At 71.2% G+C, this 18,794-nt stretch carries 16 protein-coding genes; 6 read left to right on the top strand and 10 right to left on the bottom strand.

The window, feature by feature from the left end; translation table 11 throughout:
• Positions 1-192: 192 nt before the first annotated feature.
• The 3 genes from DW309_RS12950 to DW309_RS12940 all read right to left on the bottom strand — a co-directional run bounded on the left by DW309_RS12950 (position 193) and on the right by DW309_RS12940 (position 6,053).
• Positions 193-438 carry a YbdD/YjiX family protein gene (locus DW309_RS12950; RefSeq protein WP_205812761.1) on the bottom strand — a complete coding sequence of 82 codons (246 nt, stop codon included), beginning with the start codon at positions 436-438 and terminating at the stop codon, positions 193-195.
• Between the two features lies 1 nt (position 439).
• Complete coding sequence (locus tag DW309_RS12945) at positions 440-2,725, bottom strand: carbon starvation CstA family protein (protein WP_136045614.1); 2,286 nt, start codon at positions 2,723-2,725, stop codon at positions 440-442.
• 223 nt (positions 2,726-2,948) lie between these two features.
• Positions 2,949-6,053 (bottom strand): S8 family peptidase, encoded by a 3,105-nt coding sequence (locus DW309_RS12940; RefSeq protein ID WP_168387271.1) that lies wholly within the window; start codon positions 6,051-6,053, stop codon positions 2,949-2,951.
• A 189-nt stretch (positions 6,054-6,242) separates the two neighbouring features.
• Here DW309_RS12940 and DW309_RS12935 point away from each other — a divergent pair, with 189 nt between their 5' ends.
• The 5 genes from DW309_RS12935 (at position 6,243) to DW309_RS12915 (ending at position 11,067) form a co-directional block, all read left to right on the top strand.
• A complete protein-coding gene (locus DW309_RS12935) occupies positions 6,243-6,788 on the top strand; it encodes an ECF transporter S component (protein WP_136033981.1) in 546 nt (181 codons plus the stop codon).
• Positions 6,789-6,866: 78 nt separating this feature from the next.
• Complete coding sequence (locus DW309_RS12930) at positions 6,867-8,627, top strand: ABC transporter ATP-binding protein (protein WP_136045612.1); 1,761 nt, start codon at positions 6,867-6,869, stop codon at positions 8,625-8,627.
• The gene (locus DW309_RS12925; protein WP_136045611.1) at positions 8,624-9,457 is read left to right on the top strand and encodes an energy-coupling factor transporter transmembrane component T; all 834 of its coding nucleotides are present in this window, start codon (positions 8,624-8,626) and stop codon (positions 9,455-9,457) included. Before DW309_RS12930 ends, DW309_RS12925 begins: the two co-directional genes overlap by 4 nt.
• A 10-nt stretch (positions 9,458-9,467) precedes the next feature.
• Positions 9,468-10,343: a siderophore-interacting protein gene (locus DW309_RS12920; RefSeq protein ID WP_136045610.1), complete on the top strand. Its 876-nt coding sequence runs from the start codon at positions 9,468-9,470 to the stop codon at positions 10,341-10,343.
• A gap of 151 nt (positions 10,344-10,494) precedes the next feature.
• Positions 10,495-11,067 carry an ECF transporter S component gene (locus tag DW309_RS12915; RefSeq protein ID WP_136045609.1) on the top strand — a complete coding sequence of 191 codons (573 nt, stop codon included), beginning with the start codon at positions 10,495-10,497 and terminating at the stop codon, positions 11,065-11,067.
• Positions 11,068-11,148: 81 nt separating this feature from the next.
• Here the strand turns inward: DW309_RS12915 and DW309_RS12910 are convergent, their stop codons facing one another.
• Entirely contained in the window at positions 11,149-12,519 is a 1,371-nt protein-coding gene (locus tag DW309_RS12910) for an HNH endonuclease signature motif containing protein (RefSeq protein ID WP_240753214.1), read from the bottom strand.
• Between the two features lie 192 nt (positions 12,520-12,711).
• On the opposite strand from DW309_RS12910, the gene DW309_RS12905 reads away from it, so the two are divergent.
• On the top strand, positions 12,712-13,215 hold the full coding sequence (locus tag DW309_RS12905) for an HIT family protein (RefSeq protein ID WP_205812760.1): 504 nt from the start codon (positions 12,712-12,714) through the stop codon (positions 13,213-13,215).
• Between the two features lie 106 nt (positions 13,216-13,321).
• Here the strand turns inward: DW309_RS12905 and DW309_RS12900 are convergent, their stop codons facing one another.
• The 6 genes from DW309_RS12900 to DW309_RS12875 form a co-directional block, all read right to left on the bottom strand.
• Entirely contained in the window at positions 13,322-14,257 is a 936-nt protein-coding gene (locus DW309_RS12900) for a carbohydrate ABC transporter permease (protein WP_136036765.1), read from the bottom strand.
• 1 nt (position 14,258) lies between these two features.
• The gene (locus DW309_RS12895; RefSeq protein ID WP_136045608.1) at positions 14,259-15,164 is read right to left on the bottom strand and encodes a carbohydrate ABC transporter permease; all 906 of its coding nucleotides are present in this window, start codon (positions 15,162-15,164) and stop codon (positions 14,259-14,261) included.
• Between the two features lie 29 nt (positions 15,165-15,193).
• Positions 15,194-16,519 carry an ABC transporter substrate-binding protein gene (locus DW309_RS12890; protein ID WP_136045607.1) on the bottom strand — a complete coding sequence of 442 codons (1,326 nt, stop codon included), beginning with the start codon at positions 16,517-16,519 and terminating at the stop codon, positions 15,194-15,196.
• Between the two features lie 74 nt (positions 16,520-16,593).
• Positions 16,594-16,956 carry a cupin domain-containing protein gene (locus DW309_RS12885; protein WP_136033995.1) on the bottom strand — a complete coding sequence of 121 codons (363 nt, stop codon included), beginning with the start codon at positions 16,954-16,956 and terminating at the stop codon, positions 16,594-16,596.
• A complete protein-coding gene (gene lsrF, locus DW309_RS12880; RefSeq protein WP_136033997.1) occupies positions 16,953-17,843 on the bottom strand; it encodes a 3-hydroxy-5-phosphonooxypentane-2,4-dione thiolase in 891 nt (296 codons plus the stop codon). The genes DW309_RS12885 and lsrF overlap by 4 nt, the downstream gene beginning before the upstream one ends.
• A 38-nt stretch (positions 17,844-17,881) precedes the next feature.
• Positions 17,882-18,794, bottom strand: a 913-nt coding sequence (locus DW309_RS12875) for an FGGY-family carbohydrate kinase (RefSeq protein WP_240753212.1), incomplete at its 5' end; no start/stop codon positions are given.

Here is an 18,794-nt window from a genome sequence, read left to right as displayed (position 1 = left end):
CGGCGAGGCTCGCCTGGTGCAGCGCCCGCAGGGCTCCCTGCTCGGCGTCACTGCCGAGGTCGGTGGCGCCCCGCGCGAACCGGCGGGCGAGCAGCAGCAGCACGGTGAGCGCGATGCCGCCGAGCACTCCCAGCACCGCGGCGAGGACGACGTCGTTCATTCGTTCAGCCTAGGGACGCGAGACGAAGGGCGTCAGCAGCAGCGGGCACCGGGGTTGCGGTCCTGGTCGTCCATGCGCTGCCGCCAGAACTGCCTCTCGGTCAATGGTTCCTCGTCGGGGTGGTGACGGCGGTGATGGGCGACGTAGGTCGCATACGCGGTGTCGCCCATCAGCGTCGTCATGTACCAGCGGATGCCGCGCCCGGCCCGGCCGAGGGCGCTCCACAGCGCCCGCAGCGGGGTGGTCGCGGCATCCGTCCGATGCACGGTGTCGGTCATCTCAGTGCCGCGCGGCCGCGCGCTCCTCGGCGAGGATCGGCTCCCACTGCTTCTCCAGCTCGCGCTCCTCCGCGTCGGGGAGGAAGCCCGCGGGGGCGAAGCGCCGGGAGGCCACGGGGGCGTCCTCGGTGTTCTCTCCGCCGCCGTGGCGGATGGCCTTCACGGTCGCGATCACGGCCATGACGATCACGACGATCGCGAGCACCACGAAGATGATCGACAGCGTGCCCTGCACCGCGGTGTTGCGGATCACGGCCTCCAGCACCTGCGGCTCTCCGAGCGCGGTGTCTCCCGAGCTCAGCGCCTCCCGGTAGCGGAAGTGGTTCGCCCAGTATCCGATCGCCGGGACCGGCGAGAAGATCTTGTAGAGCGAGGCCGTGATGGTGACGACCGCGGTGAACGCGAGCGGCAGCGCGATGATCCACAGCCACCGGAAGTAGCTGCGGCCGCGCTTGGCGACGATCGCGAGCACCACGGCGAGCGCGATCGCGGCGAGCAGCTGATTGGCGATGCCGAACAGCGGGAAGAACGTGTTGATGCCGCCGAGCGGGTCGGTCACGCCGAGGATGAGGATCGCTCCCCAGCCGGCGACCATGATCGCGGTGCAGATCCACACCCCGGGGCGCCACGACACGTCACGGAACTTCGGGAACCAGGCGCCGATCGAGTCCTGCAGCATGAACCGGGCCACGCGGGTGCCGGCGTCGACCGCGGTGAGGATGAACAGCGCCTCGAACATGATCGCGAAGTGGTACCAGAACGCCATGAGCGCCTGACCGCCGAGGGCCTGCTGCATGATGTGCGCGAGGCCCAGCGCGAGCGTCGGCGCGCCACCGGTGCGGGACACGATCGACTCCTCGCCGACCGCGGCGGCCGTGCCGGTGAGCATGTCGGGGGTGAGGTTCACGCCCGTCAGCCCGAGCGAGTTCACGAACGCGACAGCGCCCTCGACCGTGCCGCCGGTCGCCGCGGATGGCGCGTTCATGGCGAAGTAGATGCCCTGGTCGATGGAGATCGCGGCGACGAGGGCCATGATCGCGACGAACGACTCCATGAGCATGCCGCCGTAGCCGATGAAGCGCGTCTGCCGCTCCTTCTCCACGAGCTTGGGCGTGGTGCCGGAGGCGATCAGCGCATGGAAGCCGGACAGGGCTCCGCACGCGATCGTCACGAACAGGAACGGGAAGAGCGGACCTGCGAACACCGGGCCCATGCCGTTCTCACCGAACACGCTGATCGCGGGGACCGAGATCTCGGGGCGCACCAGCACGATGGCGCCGGCGAGCATCACGATCACGCCGATCTTCATGAACGTGGAGAGGTAGTCGCGCGGCGCGAGCAGCAGCCACACCGGCAGCACCGCGGCGATGAAGCCGTAGACGATGATGCCCCACGCGATCGTGGTGCGGTCGAGGTGGAAGATCGCCTGACCCCACTCGGTGCCGGCCACCCAGCCGCCGCCGATGATCGCGAACATGAGCAGCACGAAGCCGATGATCGACACCTCGGTCACCTTGCCGGGCCGCAGGTAGCGCAGGTACACGCCCATGAACAGGGCGATCGGGATCGTCATCGCGACGGAGAAGACGCCCCACGGGCTCTCCCCGAGGGCGTTGACGACGACGAGCGCGAGGATCGCGACGATGATCAGCATGATGAGCAGCGAGGCGATGATCGCCGCGGTGCCGCCGATCTTGCCGAGCTCCTGCCGCGCCATCTGGCCGATCGTGCGACCGCAACGGCGCATGGAGAAGAAGAGCACCGTGTAGTCCTGCACGGCGCCCGCGAGCACGACGCCCACGATGATCCAGATGGTGCCGGGGAGATAGCCCATCTGCGCCGCGAGCACGGGGCCCACGAGCGGACCGGCGCCGGCGATCGCGGCGAAGTGGTGCCCGTACAGCACGCGGCGGTCGGTGGGGACGTAGTCCTTGCCGTCCTGCTTGACCTCGGCCGGGGTCGCACGGCGATCGTCGGGGCGGGTGATGTACCGCTCGATGACCTTGGAGTAGAAGCGGTAGCCGATCAGGTAGGTGCAGACGGCGGCGAACACGAACCAGATCGCGTTCACGGTCTCGCCGCGGACGATGGCGAGCATCACCCAGGCGACGCCGCCGAGCAGGGCGATCGCCGTCCAGAGCAGGATCTTCGGCAGGGTCCAGCGGCGGCTCTTCGCCTCGTGCTCGGCGGAGAGGGCGACGGGTGGGAGGGTCGGGTCGGTCTCGATGACGGGTTCGTCGTCGACGAGCCCGGCGCCGTCGCGGCGGCGCGACGAAGGTGCGGTCATGGGGTTCTCCTCGGTGGACGCATCATTGCGTCTTCCCACGCTAGGAAGCCCGCCCCGCGGTCGCGCGCCGATCGGCGGACGGTGCGACGAGCGGTGTCGATCACGCGATGAACGGACGCCCGCGGTACCCCGGCGGGCGATGGGCCGCGACGACGGCACGGCCGCACGACGGGTGTCCGTCGTGCGGCCGTGTGTCACGCGTCCGTGTCCGGCGCTCCCCCGCTCACCCGGGAGCGTCGGTCGCCGGGGGCGGGGTCGGCGTCGGCTCCGGGGTCGGGGCCGGCGCCGGGGCGACGTCGGCCGGGGTGGTGACGGTCACCACGGTGCGCACGGCGGAGTCGCCGTACTGGACGAGACCGAGGTAGCGGGTGCCGGCGGTCAGGCCGGTCCAGCTCAGCTCATAGCTCGTCTTCTCCCCGCGCACGGCGGCGATGGGGTTCGGCGTCGCCGTGAACGCGCCCTGGTCACCGGGGAGCACGGTGGCGTAGGTCATGTCCCACGTCATCGGTCCGGTCGTCGCATACACGTTCGCCACCACGAGGTAGGTGCCGGCGGTCGGCGTGGGCACCGTGACCTGCTCGTCGGCCGAGCCCGTCGCCGACTGCCAGCGCTCGTAGTAGCGCAGGTCGTCCGGCGCGACCACCCGGTAGACGGTGAGGTCGAGATCACTGCCCTCGTCGTCGGAGGAGTCGAGATCGAACCGCGAGAGCGTGCCGCCCTCCGGCACGTCGACGATCCACGCCACGTCCTTGTTCGCGTCGCCCGAGTTCTCGTTCCCGGAGTGCCCCTCGACCGGGTTGTCCGGATCGGTGAGGAGCTGGAACGGGGTGAGACCCGAGAGGTTCAGTGCCAGATCGCCGTCGAGGCCGGGGATGATGTCGACCGTCGTGCTCCCGTCGACGCCACTGCCGGTGACCTCTCCCGGAGCATCCGCCGTGACCGGATACACCGCGATCGGCGAGCGCACCGTGTTCTTCGCGCTCGTCCAGGTGAGCGAACCGGTGGCCCACTGCTCGACCGGGGCGCTGGTGCTGTCGAATGTGACCGTAAAGGTCTTCGACTGCCCCGGCTTGTCGAACGTGAGCTGGGACGGCGTGACGGTGACGTTCACTCCCGGCACGGAGGCCTTCGCGGTGAACACGCCCTTCTCCGTCGAGGTGACCGTGCGGGTGACGGTCTGCGCGCTGGCCAGCGACCCGATCGAGATCGACGCCTGGTTCAGGTCGCTGCCGTCGATGGGCTCGATGCCGGGGAAGTCCGACAGCCCCTTCCCGTCGAGGAAGGCCGCCCAGTCCCGGAACCCGTTGAGGTACAGCAGACCCGGGTTCAGGTATCGCCGCGCGTCGACCTGCCCCGCGCCCTGCTCGAACGGGTCGGTGTTCTTCGAGCCGTCGGGGAGCACGGTGTCGGAGGCGGTGGTCATCATCGCCGAACGGATCTCCGCCGGCGTCGCCCGCGGATGCTCGCCCAGGTACAGTGCACCGAGGCCCGCGATGTGCGGGGAGGCCATCGACGTGCCGGAGAGGATGCCGAACGTCGGCTGCTCGCCCGGCGCGTTGTGCGTGGCGGCGAGGATGGCGACGCCGGGAGCGGCGACGTCGGGCTTGAGCACGTCGTTGCCGTCGGCCAGGACCGGGCCGCGGCTGGAGAAGCCCGCGATCTGCGGGGTCGGCGTGGTCACGCCGGTGGTGTTCTCGCCGACGAGGGTGATCGGACGGTCGACTCCGCCCCGCACATACGCGAGGACCGCGTCGCGGTGCACGGCGTTCAGGTGCACGGTCGGCACGGCGTGGAAGTCGTTGTCGAGCGAGTCGGCACCGCCGGGCACGTTCACCAGGACCATGCCGAGGCCACCCGCGTCCTTCACCACCTGCGACTTCTCGGCGCGCGCGTTGCCGCCGCGGTCGCAGACCACGATGTGTCCGGCGACCTTCGCCGGGTCGAGGGTGCCGGTCAGGCACAGCGTCGCGTCCACCGCTCCGGGTGCCGCGGCATCCTGTGCCGCGATCGAGGGCCCGGAGACGCTCTCACCGAACGGCACGCTCACCGAGGCGCCGGCCTGCGCGAAGCCGTCGAACTGCACGGTGCCCTCCCACGTGGGGATGGTGGAGGCCGCGACCGTGGTGTACCACGGCGAGGCGTGGTCGGCCGTGACCGGGTCGGGACCGTCGTTGCCGGCGCTGGTCGCGACGAACACACCGGCGGCCGCCGCGTTGAGGAACGCTAGGTCCTCTGGTGCCATCACGGTGCTCGCCGCACCGCCGCCGATCGAGTAGTTGATCACGTCGACGCCGTCGGCGACGGCCTGGTCGATCGCGGCGACGAGGTCGCTCAGCGCGCAGATGTCGTCCGTGGTCACGGTCGTGTCGGGCCCGACGTAGCAGGCCTTGTATGCGGCGACCTTCGCGCCGGGCGCGACGCCGGAGATCGTCCCGAAGTCGACGCCCTCGATCGCAGCCTCCACCCCGAACTCACCCGCCGCCGTGCTCGCCGTGTGCGAGCCATGGCCGTCGCCGTCCCGCGGCGAGAGGTAGTCGTACTGGAAGTCGAAGCCGGCGGCCTGGGCTCCCGCGAAGAAGTACTGCCCGCCGATGAGCTTGGTCGAGTAGTCGCTCGTGTCCCAGTCCTGGCCCTCGACCATCGCGCCGCGGAACTGCCCGCCGTCGGACTTGTCGAAGTAGACGTAGGTGCCGTCGGTGTAGGGCTGCTGGCCCTTGTGCCGGGCGTTCTGCTTCTTCTGCTGCTTGAGCTTCTTGCCCTCGAACGACGGATGCTCCGGGGCGATGCCGGTGTCGATCACACCCACGACGACGCCCTCTCCGGCCTTCTTCACGCCTCCGGTCTGCTGCCACACCCCGCCGCGGCCCTTGCGGTCGTCGCCGAGGCCGAGGTAGTCGGTGGAGGTCAGCGCATCGGGGTGACGGATCTCGTCGGGGAACACCCCGAGAACGTCCTTCGAGGCCCGGAGCTGATCCACCTGCTCGCCCGTGAGGTCGGCGCTGAACCCGTTGAGCACGACCTGGTACGTCGTGTCCGGCGTCACGCCGACGTCGTTGATGAGGGTGGACTGCTCGGACTCGAGGTGCTTCACGTAGCGCTGCGCGTCCTGCGACTGCGTCTCGAGCTGTTCGCCCTCGGCCGGCTTCGTCGCCTTCAGCCCCTTGACGTCGCCCTCGTAGCTGGCGAGGGGGTCGGCCTTCATGACCACGATGTAGTGCCCGGGGGTTCCCGCGACCGGAACGGGGTGTGTCACCTCCCCGGTCGCTGCGTGGCCGGCGGTTGCCGTCGATGCGATGAACAGCGTGGCCAGGGTGGCGGCCGCTGCCATCCGGAGGGGTGTTCGACCCATATCTCGCTCCCGATGATCACGGAGCGGCGTCGTTGCCGCACCGCGGATCACGATAACCCCGCTCCTCGGCGCCGGATCGAGAACTGAACGATGGTCATCCCCGGTCGTGCCGATCGGCCAGGGTGCGCGACGGCCGGGTCGGGCAAAGGTCGCCGGTAGGCTGGAGGGGTGGCCCGAACCCCCGTCCTCACGACCCGCGTGCTGCTCGTCTGCGCCGCGATCGGTGTCGCGACGGGCCTCCTCGGCGGGATCGCCGGGTGGGTCACGCCGGTGCTGCTGGCGAGCCCGCTGCTGTTCCTCTACGGGCTCGTGCTCGGGTCGCACGTGCTGCCGGGCATCATCGCGCAGGAGGTGCTGCGGCTGCCGCTCGTCGCGCTCATCACGCACGTGTTCGCGGCGCTCATCGCGAGCGCGTTCAATCCGGCGTGGGCGCTGCGTTTCATCGGCACCGCGCTGCTGTTCGGGCTCATCCAGGAGGGGGTCGCCGCGCTCACGCGGTACCGCTCCTGGGGCGCCTGGCGCTTCTTCGTCTCGGCCGCGATCATCGGCGTGATCGTCGCGGTCGTGGTGTTCTTCGCCGCCCACCTGTCGGTGATGCCGGTGTGGGCGCAGATCCTCTACCTCGCGATCTCGGTGCTCGGCCCGATCGCCTGGACCGCGATCGGCCTCGCGGTCGGCACGTCGCTGCGCCGGGCCGGGGTCGCCCGCCGCTAACCCCGGAGCCTCGCTGGATAACACAGGTAAGGCTCAGCTAAGTTAGAGGCACACCCTCCGTCGAGCCCGGGACCTGCCGTGCGCCCATCCGCGCCCCTCCTCCGCGTGCGCGAGCTCTCGCTCACCCACGCCGGTGCCGCGCACCCCTCCCCGCGCGATGTGTCGTTCGACATCCGGCCCGGCGAGGTCGTGCTGCTGCTCGGTCCGTCCGGCTCCGGGAAGTCCACGCTCACCCTGGCGCTCAACGGCCTCATCCCGCACGCCCTCCCGGCGACCATGACCGGCACGGTCGAGGCGGGCGGACTCGACACCGCGGACACCGCGACCGCGACGCTCAGCACGCACGTGGCCATGGTGTTCCAGGACCCGGACGCGCAGATCGTCACGGGCACCGTGTACGACGAGGTGGCGTTCGGGCCCGAGAACCTGCTGCTCCCCGTCGGGGTGGTGCGGGAGCGCGTCGCGGAGTCGCTGCGGCGCGTGGGCCTGTGGGACCGCCGCGACGACAACCCCGACCACCTGTCCGGCGGCGGGCGGCAGCGGCTCGCGATCGCCTGCGCCCTCGCGATGGGGTCGCCGCTGATCGTGCTGGACGAGCCCACCGCGAACCTCGATCCGCAGGGCATCGACGACGTGTACGCCGCGCTCGCGGAGGTGGTGGCCGCTGGGGATCGCGCGATCCTGCTCGTGGAGCACAACCTCGACGCCGCGATGGCCTTCGTGACCCGCACGATCGTGCTCGACCCGGAGGGGCGGGTCGCGTTCGACGGACCGGCCGCGGAGACGATCAGGGCGCACGCGGACGAGCTGCTCGCGATGGGCGTGTGGCTGCCGGGGGCCACCCTCGCGGCGCTGCGCCTGCGGGAGCGGGGGCACCGGTTCGATCCGCTGCCGCTGACCCCGGACGAGCTCGCGACGGCGCTCGCTGTGCGCGACGCCGTGCCCGACGCATCCGACGAATCCCGCGAATCCGGCGCCGCCGCGAACCGGCCCGGCGAGTCGATCATCCGCACGCGAGGGCTCACGGTGAAGCGACGGCGCACCGAGATCCTGCACGGGGTGGACCTCGATCTGCCCGCGGGCACCCTCACCGCGATCGTCGGGGCGAACGGGGCGGGCAAGACCACGCTCATCCAGGCGCTCGCCGGTGTGGTGCCGCCGCCGAAGGGGCAGGTGTCGGTCGACGGCATCGATCCGGGCACCGCCTCCCCGCGGGATCTCGCCGCCCGCATCGGCTTCGTGTTCCAGAACCCGGAGCACCAGTTCATCGCGGCGACCGTGTTCGACGAGCTCGCCCACGGCCTGCGACTGCGGCACGTGACGGACGACGAGATCGCGGCGCGGGTCGCCGAGATGCTCGACCGATTCGGGCTGACGCACAAGGCCGACGTGCACCCGTTCCTGCTGTCGGGCGGCGAGAAGCGGCGGCTGTCGGTCGGCACCGCCCTGATCACGCGGCCCCGGGTGCTCGCCCTCGACGAGCCCACGTTCGGCCAGGATCGCGCGCGCGCCACCGAACTGCTCGCGCTGCTGCGGACCCTGCGCGCGGAGGGCACCACGATCGTGCTGGTCACGCACGACCTCTCGCTGGTCGCCGAGCACACCACGCACACGGTCGTGCTTGCGGACGGCCGGGTGCACGCCGCCGGGCCGACCGCGGAGCTGTTCGCCGACCCCGCGGTGTTCACCGACGCGAGCCTGCGCCTCCCCGACGTGCAGCGCGTGCTCGCCGCCGCGGGTCTCACCGCGGAGTCCCCCGCACGCACCGCCGCGTCCGGACTCATCCCTGCATCCGCACCCGCACCCGCCCCCGCTCCGGACCCGGAGGCGTCGTCGTGAGCGGCAGCACCGGCACCGCGTTCGACCCGTACGCGCGTCTCACCGCGACGGCGCCGCACCAGTTCCTGTATGCGCTCAACCCGCTCGCGAAGGTCGCGGGGTTCGCGCCCGGGATGGTGCTGCTCGTGTTCGTGCGCGATCTCGCAACGCCCGCCGCGTTCCTCGCGCTCGCGTACGTGCTGATCCTGTCCGGAGCCAGGGTCACCGGGCGGCTGCTCGCGCTGCTGCTGCTCGGCCTGCCGTTGGGGATGCTCGCGGTCACCGTCGGGTTCTCGCTGTGGGTCGATGCCGCACGGGTCGACGGCACCCCGGCGCTGCTCTCGGTGGGCGACTGGAGGCTGTACAGCGGCGCGCTCACGATCGGTGCGGCCACCGCGCTGCGGTTGGGGGCGATCGTCGCGCTGGCGCTGGTGGGCGGCCTCACCACCAGCGGCTCCGACCTGGTGCGGGCGAGCGTGCAGCAGCTGCGGGTGCCGTACCGCATCGGGTACACGGCTCTGGCGGCGTTCCGCTTCGTGCCGCGGTTCGGGCACGAGCTGGCGGTGATCCGCGCGGCGCACCGGGTGCGCGGCTATCACGGCGGGCGCGGTCCTCTCTCCCGCATCGCCCGGGGCTGGGGGTACATCGTGCCGCTGCTCGCCGGGGCCATCCGGCATGCCGAGCGCGTGGCCCTGGCGATGGATTCCCGGGCGTTCGGCGCGCATCCGACGCGGACCGAGCGGCACCTGGTGCCGTTCCGCGTGCGCGACACCGTGTTCACCGTGGCGATGCTCCTCACCTCGGCGGCGATCTTCCTCGTCTTCTTCCCCTGGCAGCTCCCCCTCTCCTGAAAGGCACTCCATGGCATTCAGCAAGATGGTCAAGCCCGAGACGACCGAACTCCTGCACCTCACCGTGCTGCGCTCTGAACGGCTCTCGTCGCACTGGATCCGTGTGACGCTCGGCGCCGGTGAGATCGACCGGTTCCGCCCGATGGGGTACGACCAGTGGTTCCGGCTGTTCCTGCCCATCGGCGGCGAGGCCGGTCTCGACCGGGTGCCGGCGAAGGCGAACAAGATGTTCGGCTATCTCAAGTTCCTGCGCATCCCCGACGGCGAGCGGCCCGTGATGCGCAACTACACGGTGCGCGCCTTCCGGACGGCGACCTCCGAGGCGGGGGCGGAGATCGACGTGGACTTCGTGTTGCACGGTTCTGCGGCCGACGGCACGGCGGGCCCGGCTTCGCGGTGGGCGGAGACCTGCGAGCCCGGCGAGCACGTGCTCATCATCGACGAGGGCCTCACGTTCAACCCGCAGCGGGGGACCGATCGCGTGGTGCTCGTCGGCGATGAGACCGCGCTGCCCGCAATCGCCGGGATCTCCGCCTCGCTGCCGGCGCACGCCACCGGTACCGCGATCGTCGAGGTGCCGGCCGAGGACGACGCCCTGGACTTCCCGCGCCCTCCGGGGCTCGACGTGGTCTGGATCGTGCGCCCCCACGACGCGGCGCCCGGTGCTCTCGCCCTGGAGGCGCTGGGCCGGAGCGAGCTTCCGAGCGCGCCCTTCCACGCCTATGCGGCCGGGGAGCAGTCGCTGGCCTCCGGTGCCCGCAGGCTCCTCGTCGGCGAGCGCGGCGTGGACAAGAACGCCGTGAGCTTCTGCGGGTATTGGAAGGTCGGCGCGGCGTCGCCCGCGTCGAAGGCCGCCCGCGAGGCCGCGTCGGAACCCCTCGCATGAGCGCTCAGGATACGGCCGACGGCGCACCCGATCACGCGAAAGCGCCGGAAACTACGGACGGCGCACCCGATCACACGAGCGCGCCGGAAGCTACGGATGGCGGACCCGATCACACGAACGCGCCGGAACCCGCGAACCTCGGTACCCTCGCATGAGCGCGCCGGACGGCGGGGTATCCGGCAGACGACGGCGCTTCCGGTTCCCGACGGCGCTGCTGCTGACGTGCGCCGCGCTGGGCGTGGCCGGCGGGCTGCTGCTCGCTCCCGCGAACTGGGTGTCGACGATCCTGTTCCCGGGGCTGCCATTCGTGAGCGTCGCTCTCGCCGGCCTGTGGCTGCTGCCGTCGGTGATCGCCCTGCGCCTGCTGCGCGCACCGCTCGTGGGTCTGCTGGTCGGGTTGCTGGCCGGGCTCGTGATCGTGCCGTTCTCCGGGTACGGCTTCGGCAGTGTGGCGACGAACCTGTGGTGGGCGGCCTTCACCGAGCTGCCGTTCCTGTTCGTGATGTGGCGCTACTGGGGCACGTGGCTGCACTACGTCGGCGCCGTGGTGGTGGGGGTCGTGTATCCCCTGCTCGCGTGGGCGTCGTTCGACCTGGGCGGTTTCACCCTTCCGGTGCAGCTGCTCTTCTTCGCGATCACACTCGCGAGCTGTGTCGCCGCCACCGCCCTCGGCATCCTGATCGCTGATCGCCTGCGCGCCGCCGGAGTCGGCCGCAGCCGCTGACCGGCTCGCGTCGCGCATCCCACGGCGTCGAAGCGTCGAAGCGTCGTGCCCACGGAGCCCACCCCACCACCCGACCACCCGTCAGGCGGCGATGTCGAAGCGGGCCCGCCCACCGAGCCGAGGCGTGCGTGCGGGGTCGATGTACCGCGGAGGCACGAACCACACCCTCGCCATCCCGCCGCCGCTACCACCGCCACCACTGGCGCGTTCTCCGCTGTCGATGTGGATGTCCCACCCGTTGTCGTGGATTCGATGGTGACACGTCTCGCACAGCAGCACCCCGTTGGACAGATCCGTCGGCCCGCGGTCGCGCGACCACCACCGGATGTGATGCGCCTTCGTCATCTCCGGCGGCAACCCGCACATCGCACACCCCCCGTCTCGCTCCACCAGCGCCAGCCGCTGCGCCCGGGTGAACAACCGCTTCTCCCGCCCCCAGTCCAACACCTCACTGCCCCCGCCGAGCACACACGGGATCACCCCGCCGCCCGCCGCCATCCGCCGCACCGCCCCGACGCTCACCGGCTGATCGATCCCGTCCACCTGCGCCGCCCCCGACCCGGCCTCCAGATCCCCCAGACCCACCCGCACCACCACCGTCGCCCCGGCCAGCGGCAACCGCGCCGCACACCCGAGCACGTGCCCCGCGAACGCCGCCAACGCATCCGCCTGGATCATCGGCACCGTACGACGGTCCGCATCCGGCGCACCCGCATCCGGCGCCTCCTGACGCGCCGCGAACGCTGCCGACACGAACCCCCGGATCGCCGCCACCACCGGCGCCGCCGTCTCCGCATCCAGCACCGCGTTCAGATGCACCATCCCGTCACGCTCGAACAGCGTCAACGACCGACGCGACCGCTGCTCCTCCGCCCGCGGCTCCACCCCATCCGGATCGACCCACGCCTCCGCCCGCACCACCAACCGCCGCACCTCATCCACCGACAACCCCGCCGCCTGCTCCACCAGCACCCGCTCGGCCTCCGCCACCCGAGCAGCACCCACGGCCACGCGGCACCGGTCGAGCATCGCGACGATCAGCGCGGCCGCCGGCGCACCGAGCGCACCCGCAGCCAACGCCTCCCGCACGGACGGGTACTTCGCCGGCAGTCGCTGCCCCAGGAGGTCGGCGCGCGGGGCCGTGGCCTCGCCCACCGCCACCAGTCGCGCCGCCTCTCCCGTCGAGACTCCGGTCGTCGCGGCGATCAGCCTCGCCGGGTTCCGATAGCCCTGCTGCTTCGCCAGGCTGCCGGCTCCGAGCTCAGGCCGCGACTCCCTCGCGATGCCCGCTCCCACCGACACGTGCACCGCGTCGAGGCGTCTCCGCAGCACGCCGATCGCGTCGTTCACCGCGATCAACTGCTCGCGGTTCAGGTCCATCGGATCGCCCGCGCCACCCCACGCGGCGTCGAGGCGGGACATCGCCTCGTGCAAACCGGAGAGTGTGGACATGCCCCGATTCTACCGTCGACGGCGGCGAGTTTCGTATCTTTGTTCGAATCGAGAACCGGGATTTCGGACTGGCGAGAAGGCCACCGACGCCCTCCACGAACCGCACGGTGGCGCCCGACGGAACGAGCTCGCAGACCACGCCCTCGCGACCCGATCGTCCCCGCCGGAGCACCCGTCGATAGCATCGGCGGCATGGACTGGCGTGACGACCGCATCCGCTCCGCCGCGCGGGGAGAGAACCCGACGCTGCTCGCCGAACTGCCCGGCGGCTACGCGGTGATCGGCGATGTGCAGTTCCTCCCCGGCTACTGCGTGCTGCTCGGCACGGATCCGGAGGCCACCGCGCTGGCGGACCTGCCGCGGGAGGAACGGGTACGGTTCCTCGCCGCCGTCGACCTCCTCGCCACGGCCGTGGAGTACGCCTGCCGAGAGGTCGATCCGGCGTTCCGTCGCATCAACATCGACATCCTCGGCAACACCGACGCCTTCGTCCACGCCCACATCTGGCCCCGCTACGAGCGGGAAGCGCCCGACCTGAAGTCCCGGCCCGTCTGGCGCTACGACCCCTCGAACTGGCACGACGCCGCCACCCGCCTCGGCCCGCAGCACGACGATCTCCGGGCCCGCATCACGGCCCACCTCCGACGCCTCGCCGCCGCCGACTCGATCTCGATCGCGCGCCGCCCCGCCCCCTGACGCGATCCATCCCCCGCTCCGCCCCTGTCGCGGCCTCACAGACGCACCCCGGACCACCCCGCCCGGCACGTCTCCGACCCCGCACTCGGACCATCGCGTCCTCGGGCTACTTCACACTCCCCTGCGTCAGCCCGCCGACGAGCCACTTCTGCAGAAACAGCGCGAGCAGGTAGATCGGGATGAGGCCGGCGAGGCTGGCGGCGGCCATCTGCCCGAACATCACCTCGCGGCCGCCCTGCATGAGCGCGATGCCGACCGGGAGGGTCTGCGAGTCGATGCTCTGCGTGAGCAGCAGCGGGATGAGGAAGTCGTTGTACGCGAGGATGAACACGATGATCGACACGGCCACGATGCCGGGCGCGGTGAGCGGGAGGATGACCGCCCACAGGGTGCGCAGCGGTCCGCAGCCGTCGATCTGCGCGGCCTCGTCGACCTCGAACGGGATCGCGCGGAAGAACCCGTCGAGCAGCCACACGGCGACCGGGGTGAGCAGCAGGCCCTCCACGATGCCGAGCCCGATCACGGAGTCCATCAGCCCGGCGGTGCGCACCAGCACGAACAGCGGGATGATCGCGACGATCGGCGGGGCGACGTAGGCGGAGACGATCAGCCCGAGGGTCTGCTTCCCGCCCGCGCGGAGCCGCGCCATGGCGTAGTTGGCGGGGATCGAGACGACGAGCGACACCAGCACCGCCACGAGCGCGGCACCGAGGGAGTTGCGCAGGTAGGTGAGGATGGGCCAGTTCTCGAACGCGCCCACCCAGTTCTCGAACGCGAGCCGCGAGGGCAGGATGCGGGTGGACAGGATGTCGTCCGGGCTCTTGAACGACATGCCCACCATGTACAGCACGGGCAGCAGGGCGAGCACGATCGCGACGAGGATCACGACCCACTTCACGACGGTGACGAGCACGGACGGGCGACCGGGGCGCGAGATGCTCGAGGTGCGGCTGCGGCGACGACGGCGGCGCGCGTCCGGCACGACCAGCGTGACGGTCGCGCTGTCGGAGGCGTGGTCGGAGGTGCGGAGTGTGAGCGACATGTCAGCTCTCCCTGTGCAGGCGCTGCCGGACGGCGTTGAGCGGCAGGATGACGATGGTGACCAGCACCAGGAACGCGATGGTCTGCGCGGCGGCAGCCCCCACGTCGAAGGTCTGCAACCCGGTGCGGTAGATCGCGAAGCTGCTGACGGTGGTGTCGAAGCCGGGTCCGCCGCCGGTCATGATGAACACCAGGTCGAACACCTTGAACGACACCACGAGCTTGAGCAGCAGCACGGTGACCAGGCTCGGCAGCACGAGCGGGAACGTGATGCGCCAGAACGTCTGCCACACCCCGGCGCCGTCGACCTGCGAGGCCTCGTACACCTCGGTCGGCAGGGTCTGCAGCGCGGCGAACACGAGCAGCACGCAGAAGGGCGTCCACTGCCACGCGTCGACCACGATCAGCGAGACCATCGCCGCCGGGCTCGAGCCGAGGAACAGGAACGGCTCGGCGCCCGGGCTGAACGACTGACCGATGTTGTTGAGCAGCCCGCCGGTGGGGGCGAGCATGAGCTTCCAGATCACGCCCGCCATCACTGGCGGCGTCATCAGCGGCAGCAGGAGCAGCACCCGGATGATCCGTCCGCCCTTGACGGCCGCGTCGAGTGACAGGGCCACCACGAGACCGGCGACGAGGGCGATCAGGGCGGACGGGATCGCGAAGAGCAGCGACCTGCCGAGGGACGGGAGGGTGACCCCGTCCCCCAGCAGTGCCGCGAAGTTGTCGAACCCGACCCAGTCCGCGAACGGACGCCCCAGCGACGAGTCGGAGAACGACGCGGCGACGATGTAGGCGAGCGGGTAGATCGCGATGATCACGATCGCGAGGATGGCGGGCGCCAGCAGGGCGCGGCCCGTCCACGACGCGCGTCGGGCGCGGCGCCGGGAGGTGACGGGTTGCGACATGAGCTGTCCTTTCGGGTTCGACGAGGCGATCAGTCGGCCAGGGACTGCCAGGTGTCCCAGGTCTGCTGCATCGCCTCTTCCGCGGTCAGGCTGCCCTGCAGCATGAGCGCGAGGTTGTCGCTGAGCGACTGGATCATCTCGGGGGCCTGCGGCGAGGTCGGCCAGGACTGCGCGTTGGGCAGCACCTGGGCGGCGACGGCCGACACCTCCGGCGCGAACTCGATGTACTCCGGGCTCTCCAGGGTGGAGGTGCGCGTGGGGTCGACACCGGAACCGGTCGTGGTGATCAGCTTCTCGTTCGTCTCCTTCGACGAGGCGAACGCGACGAACTGCTTCGCGAGGTCCTCGTCGCTGGCGTTCGGGCTGATGCCCATCGCCCAGCCGGCGTTCAGCGCTCCGGAGACCTTGCCCTCGGGTCCGACCGGCAGCGGCGCGACGCCCCAGCCGTCGACGATCTTCGACTGCTCCGGGTCCTGCGCGAACACGCCCAGGTCGGTCCAGAACTCGATCATGCCGACGGAGCCGGAGAGGAACTGCGGCAGCGCCTGCTCGAACCCGATCTCCAGCGGGCTGGGCAGCGCCGAACCGGAGGCATCGAGCATCGACTGTGCCGCGGCCACCGCGTACTCAGTGTCGAGCTGCGGCATCTGCGGGTCGATCGGGTCGGGCGACATGGTGGCGAGGCGGTTGAAGAAGGTCGAGCCGATGTTGAACGCGCTCTTCGAGCCGAGCAGCGCGTTGCCGTACACGCCGTTCGCCTTCTCGGCGTCGGTGATCTTCTGCGACACCTCGACGTACTCGTCCCACGTGGTCGGGACCTCGACGCCGTTCCGTTCGAAGATCGCCTTGTTGTAGAAGAGCACGTGCGTGTCGCCGTCGATCGGCAGCCCGTAGGTCGCGTCCTCGTACTGCGAGTAGGGGCCGAAGATCGCCTCGATGAAGTCGCCCGAGTCGATGTCCTCGTCGGACTCCACCCAGTCGGTGATGTCGGCGAGCGCCCCGGCGTCGGCGAGCGCGCCGACCGACGTGTACCAGTACTGGATGACGTCGTAGTTGTTGGTGCCGGACTGCGCGTCGAGGATCGCCTTGGTCTGGATCTGGTCGTAGGGCACGACCTCGACCTCGACCTCGACGCCGGTGGAGGCCTCGAAGTCCTCCTCGAGGATCTTGCCCGCGCCCTCCTGCGGGGCGGCGATGAGGACCTTGAGGGTCTTGTCGCCGCCGTCGCCGCCGGAGCCCCCCGCGTCGCCGGAGCAGCCGGCGAGCACGAGGCCCGCGGCGGACGCCAGGGCGATGACGGGCAGGGCACGGCGCGTCAGCCGCGCGGGGGATGAGGAGCGTCGTTGCACACTCATGGTGCTGTCCTTTCGATGTTCTTTCTCGGGTGAGGGGTTCGTGCTCGGGTGAGGGTGGTGCGGGTTCAGGGCGCTCAGGCGTCGGGCGTCCAGGGGCGGTCGACCTTGTCGCCGTCGACCCAGGGGGTCTTCACGAACACGGCGCGGAAGGTCTCGTCGAACGGGTTCCGCACGAAGTGCTCCTCGTGCGGTGCGGCGCGCAGCACGTCGCCGGTCTCGACGACGCGACGGGTGTCACGGTCGAGCCAGATCTCGGCGCGCCCCTCGATCACCACGAACGACTCGGTGTGGTGCTCGTGGAGGTGGTTGGCGAACTCGTCGCCGGGCCGCAGCACGACCACGCCGAACGCCGCGTCGTCGCCCTGCGCGAGGTAACCGGGGCCCCAGTCGCCGAACCGGAGGGCGGCCTCGGCGCTGCGCAGCACGTCGGCGCTCATGCGAGCACCCGCGTCTCGGTGGCCTCGCGGAACAGCTCGTAGGCGTCGGCGGGGTCGGTGTCGTCGTGCACCACGGCCCGCACGGCCTGCATCATGGCCGCGGGGTGGGCGCTCTGGAAGATGTTGCGGCCCATGTCCACTCCGGCGGCCCCCGCGCGCACGGCGTTCGAGGCCATCGTGAGGGCGTCCAGCTCGGGCAGCTTCTTGCCTCCGGCCATGATGACGGGCACCGGGCACCCCGCGACCACGTCCTCGAAGCCCTCCTCGCAGTAGTACGTCTTCACGAGCTGGGCGCCGAGCTCCGCGATGATGCGGGTCGCGAGACCGAGGTAGCGGGCATCGCGCACGAGCTCCTTGCCGACCGCGGTCACGCCGAGCACCGGGATGCCCGCGTCGTAGCCCTGGTCGACGAGCGTGGTGAGGTTGCGGATGCTGCGGCTCTCGTGCTCGCCGCCGACGAACACCTGCACGGCCACGGCGTCGGCGTGGAGGCGCACCGCATCCTGCATCGCCATCGCGGTGTACTCGTCGGAGAGGTCCTTGAGGATCGACGGGCCGCCCGAGGCGCGCAGCACGAGTCCGGCCCTGGTCGCCGGCGGGATGGAGGTGCGCAGGGCTCCGCGGGTGCCCATGAGGGCGTCGGCGTGCGCGGCCAGCGGCGCGATGTTCAGGTCGATGCGCTCCAGCCCCGAGGTGGGTCCCTGGAAGTAGCCGTGGTCGAACGCGAGCATCACGGTGCGCCCGGTCTGCGGGTCGAGGATGCGGGACAGGCGGTTCTGCATGCCCCAGTCGAGGTTCGCCGCTCCCCGGATGTTCTGCGTGAAGCGGACGGCGGGCTGGTCGGCGTGGAACTGCTTCGCGGAGGCGTTGCCTTCGAGGTCTGCCATGGGGTGTCTCCTTCGGTGTCGGGTGGTCGTCGTGGTCGTCAGCCGGCGTGACCGGCGGTCGAGAGTCGGGCGGGGGGCGGGTCGAGGGGGCCGCGGGCGGCGCCGGGCGGGGTGAACAGCGGGGGCAGGTCGGCGCCCGAGATCGACATCACGTCCCGGTAGACGCGGTGCCAGCGGGCGGTCACGGCGCGGTACCGCTCGTGCTCGGCGGGGTCGACGCGCTCGATGCGGTCGGGCTCGCCCATCGGCGGGAGTTCTGCGCCGACACCTCGGGCGGCCAGCCGGGCGGCACCGTACGAGGTGGCCTCGGGTGCGGGCGTGACGCGGGTGTCGAGCCCGGTGACGCCCGCGATGACCCGCGGCCACAGGGCGCCCGCGCTGGATCCCCCGGTGAACGTGACGGCGCCCTCGGCGACCGCGCGCCCGGCGGTGAGCGACGACAAGATCTCGAGGTGCGCGCTGGCGACGATCGCCGCGGACTCCTCGATCGCCCGGATGAACGCGCCGCGCGAGGAGCGGGCCGCGTCGTTGATGTCGAAGCCGACGAACGCGGGGGCCGCGTGGTGCCAGGCGTCGGCCTGCATCACGTTCGCCATGGTCGCGACCACGCCGTTCGCCCCCGCGGGGACCTCGGCCGCCCACTGCTCCATCACGGCGAATGCGGAGGTGCCGGACGCGCGACCGAGCTCGGCGGCGTCGGGGCACATCGCGTCGCGGAACCACCGCATCGCGAGGCCGGAGAGGAAGCCGATGCCCTCGACCATCCAGGTGCCCGGATCGACGTGGCACAGGGTGCGCAGGCGCCGCTCCGGGTCGATCAGCGGCTCCGCGGTCACGGCCGTGGTCTGCCAGAAGGTGCCGGCGACGATCGTCGGCAGCCCCTCGCGCGCCGCGATGCCGTGCAGCGCGAGCTGCGTGTCGGCGCCGCCCGCGACCACCGGCGTCCCCGCG

The organism is Microbacterium sp. K41, from assembly GCF_004794395.1.
GTDB lineage: Bacteria > Actinomycetota > Actinomycetes > Actinomycetales > Microbacteriaceae > Microbacterium > Microbacterium sufflavum.
Note: the sequence above shows the minus strand (reverse complement) of the source record. Positions and strands in the feature narration are given on the sequence as shown.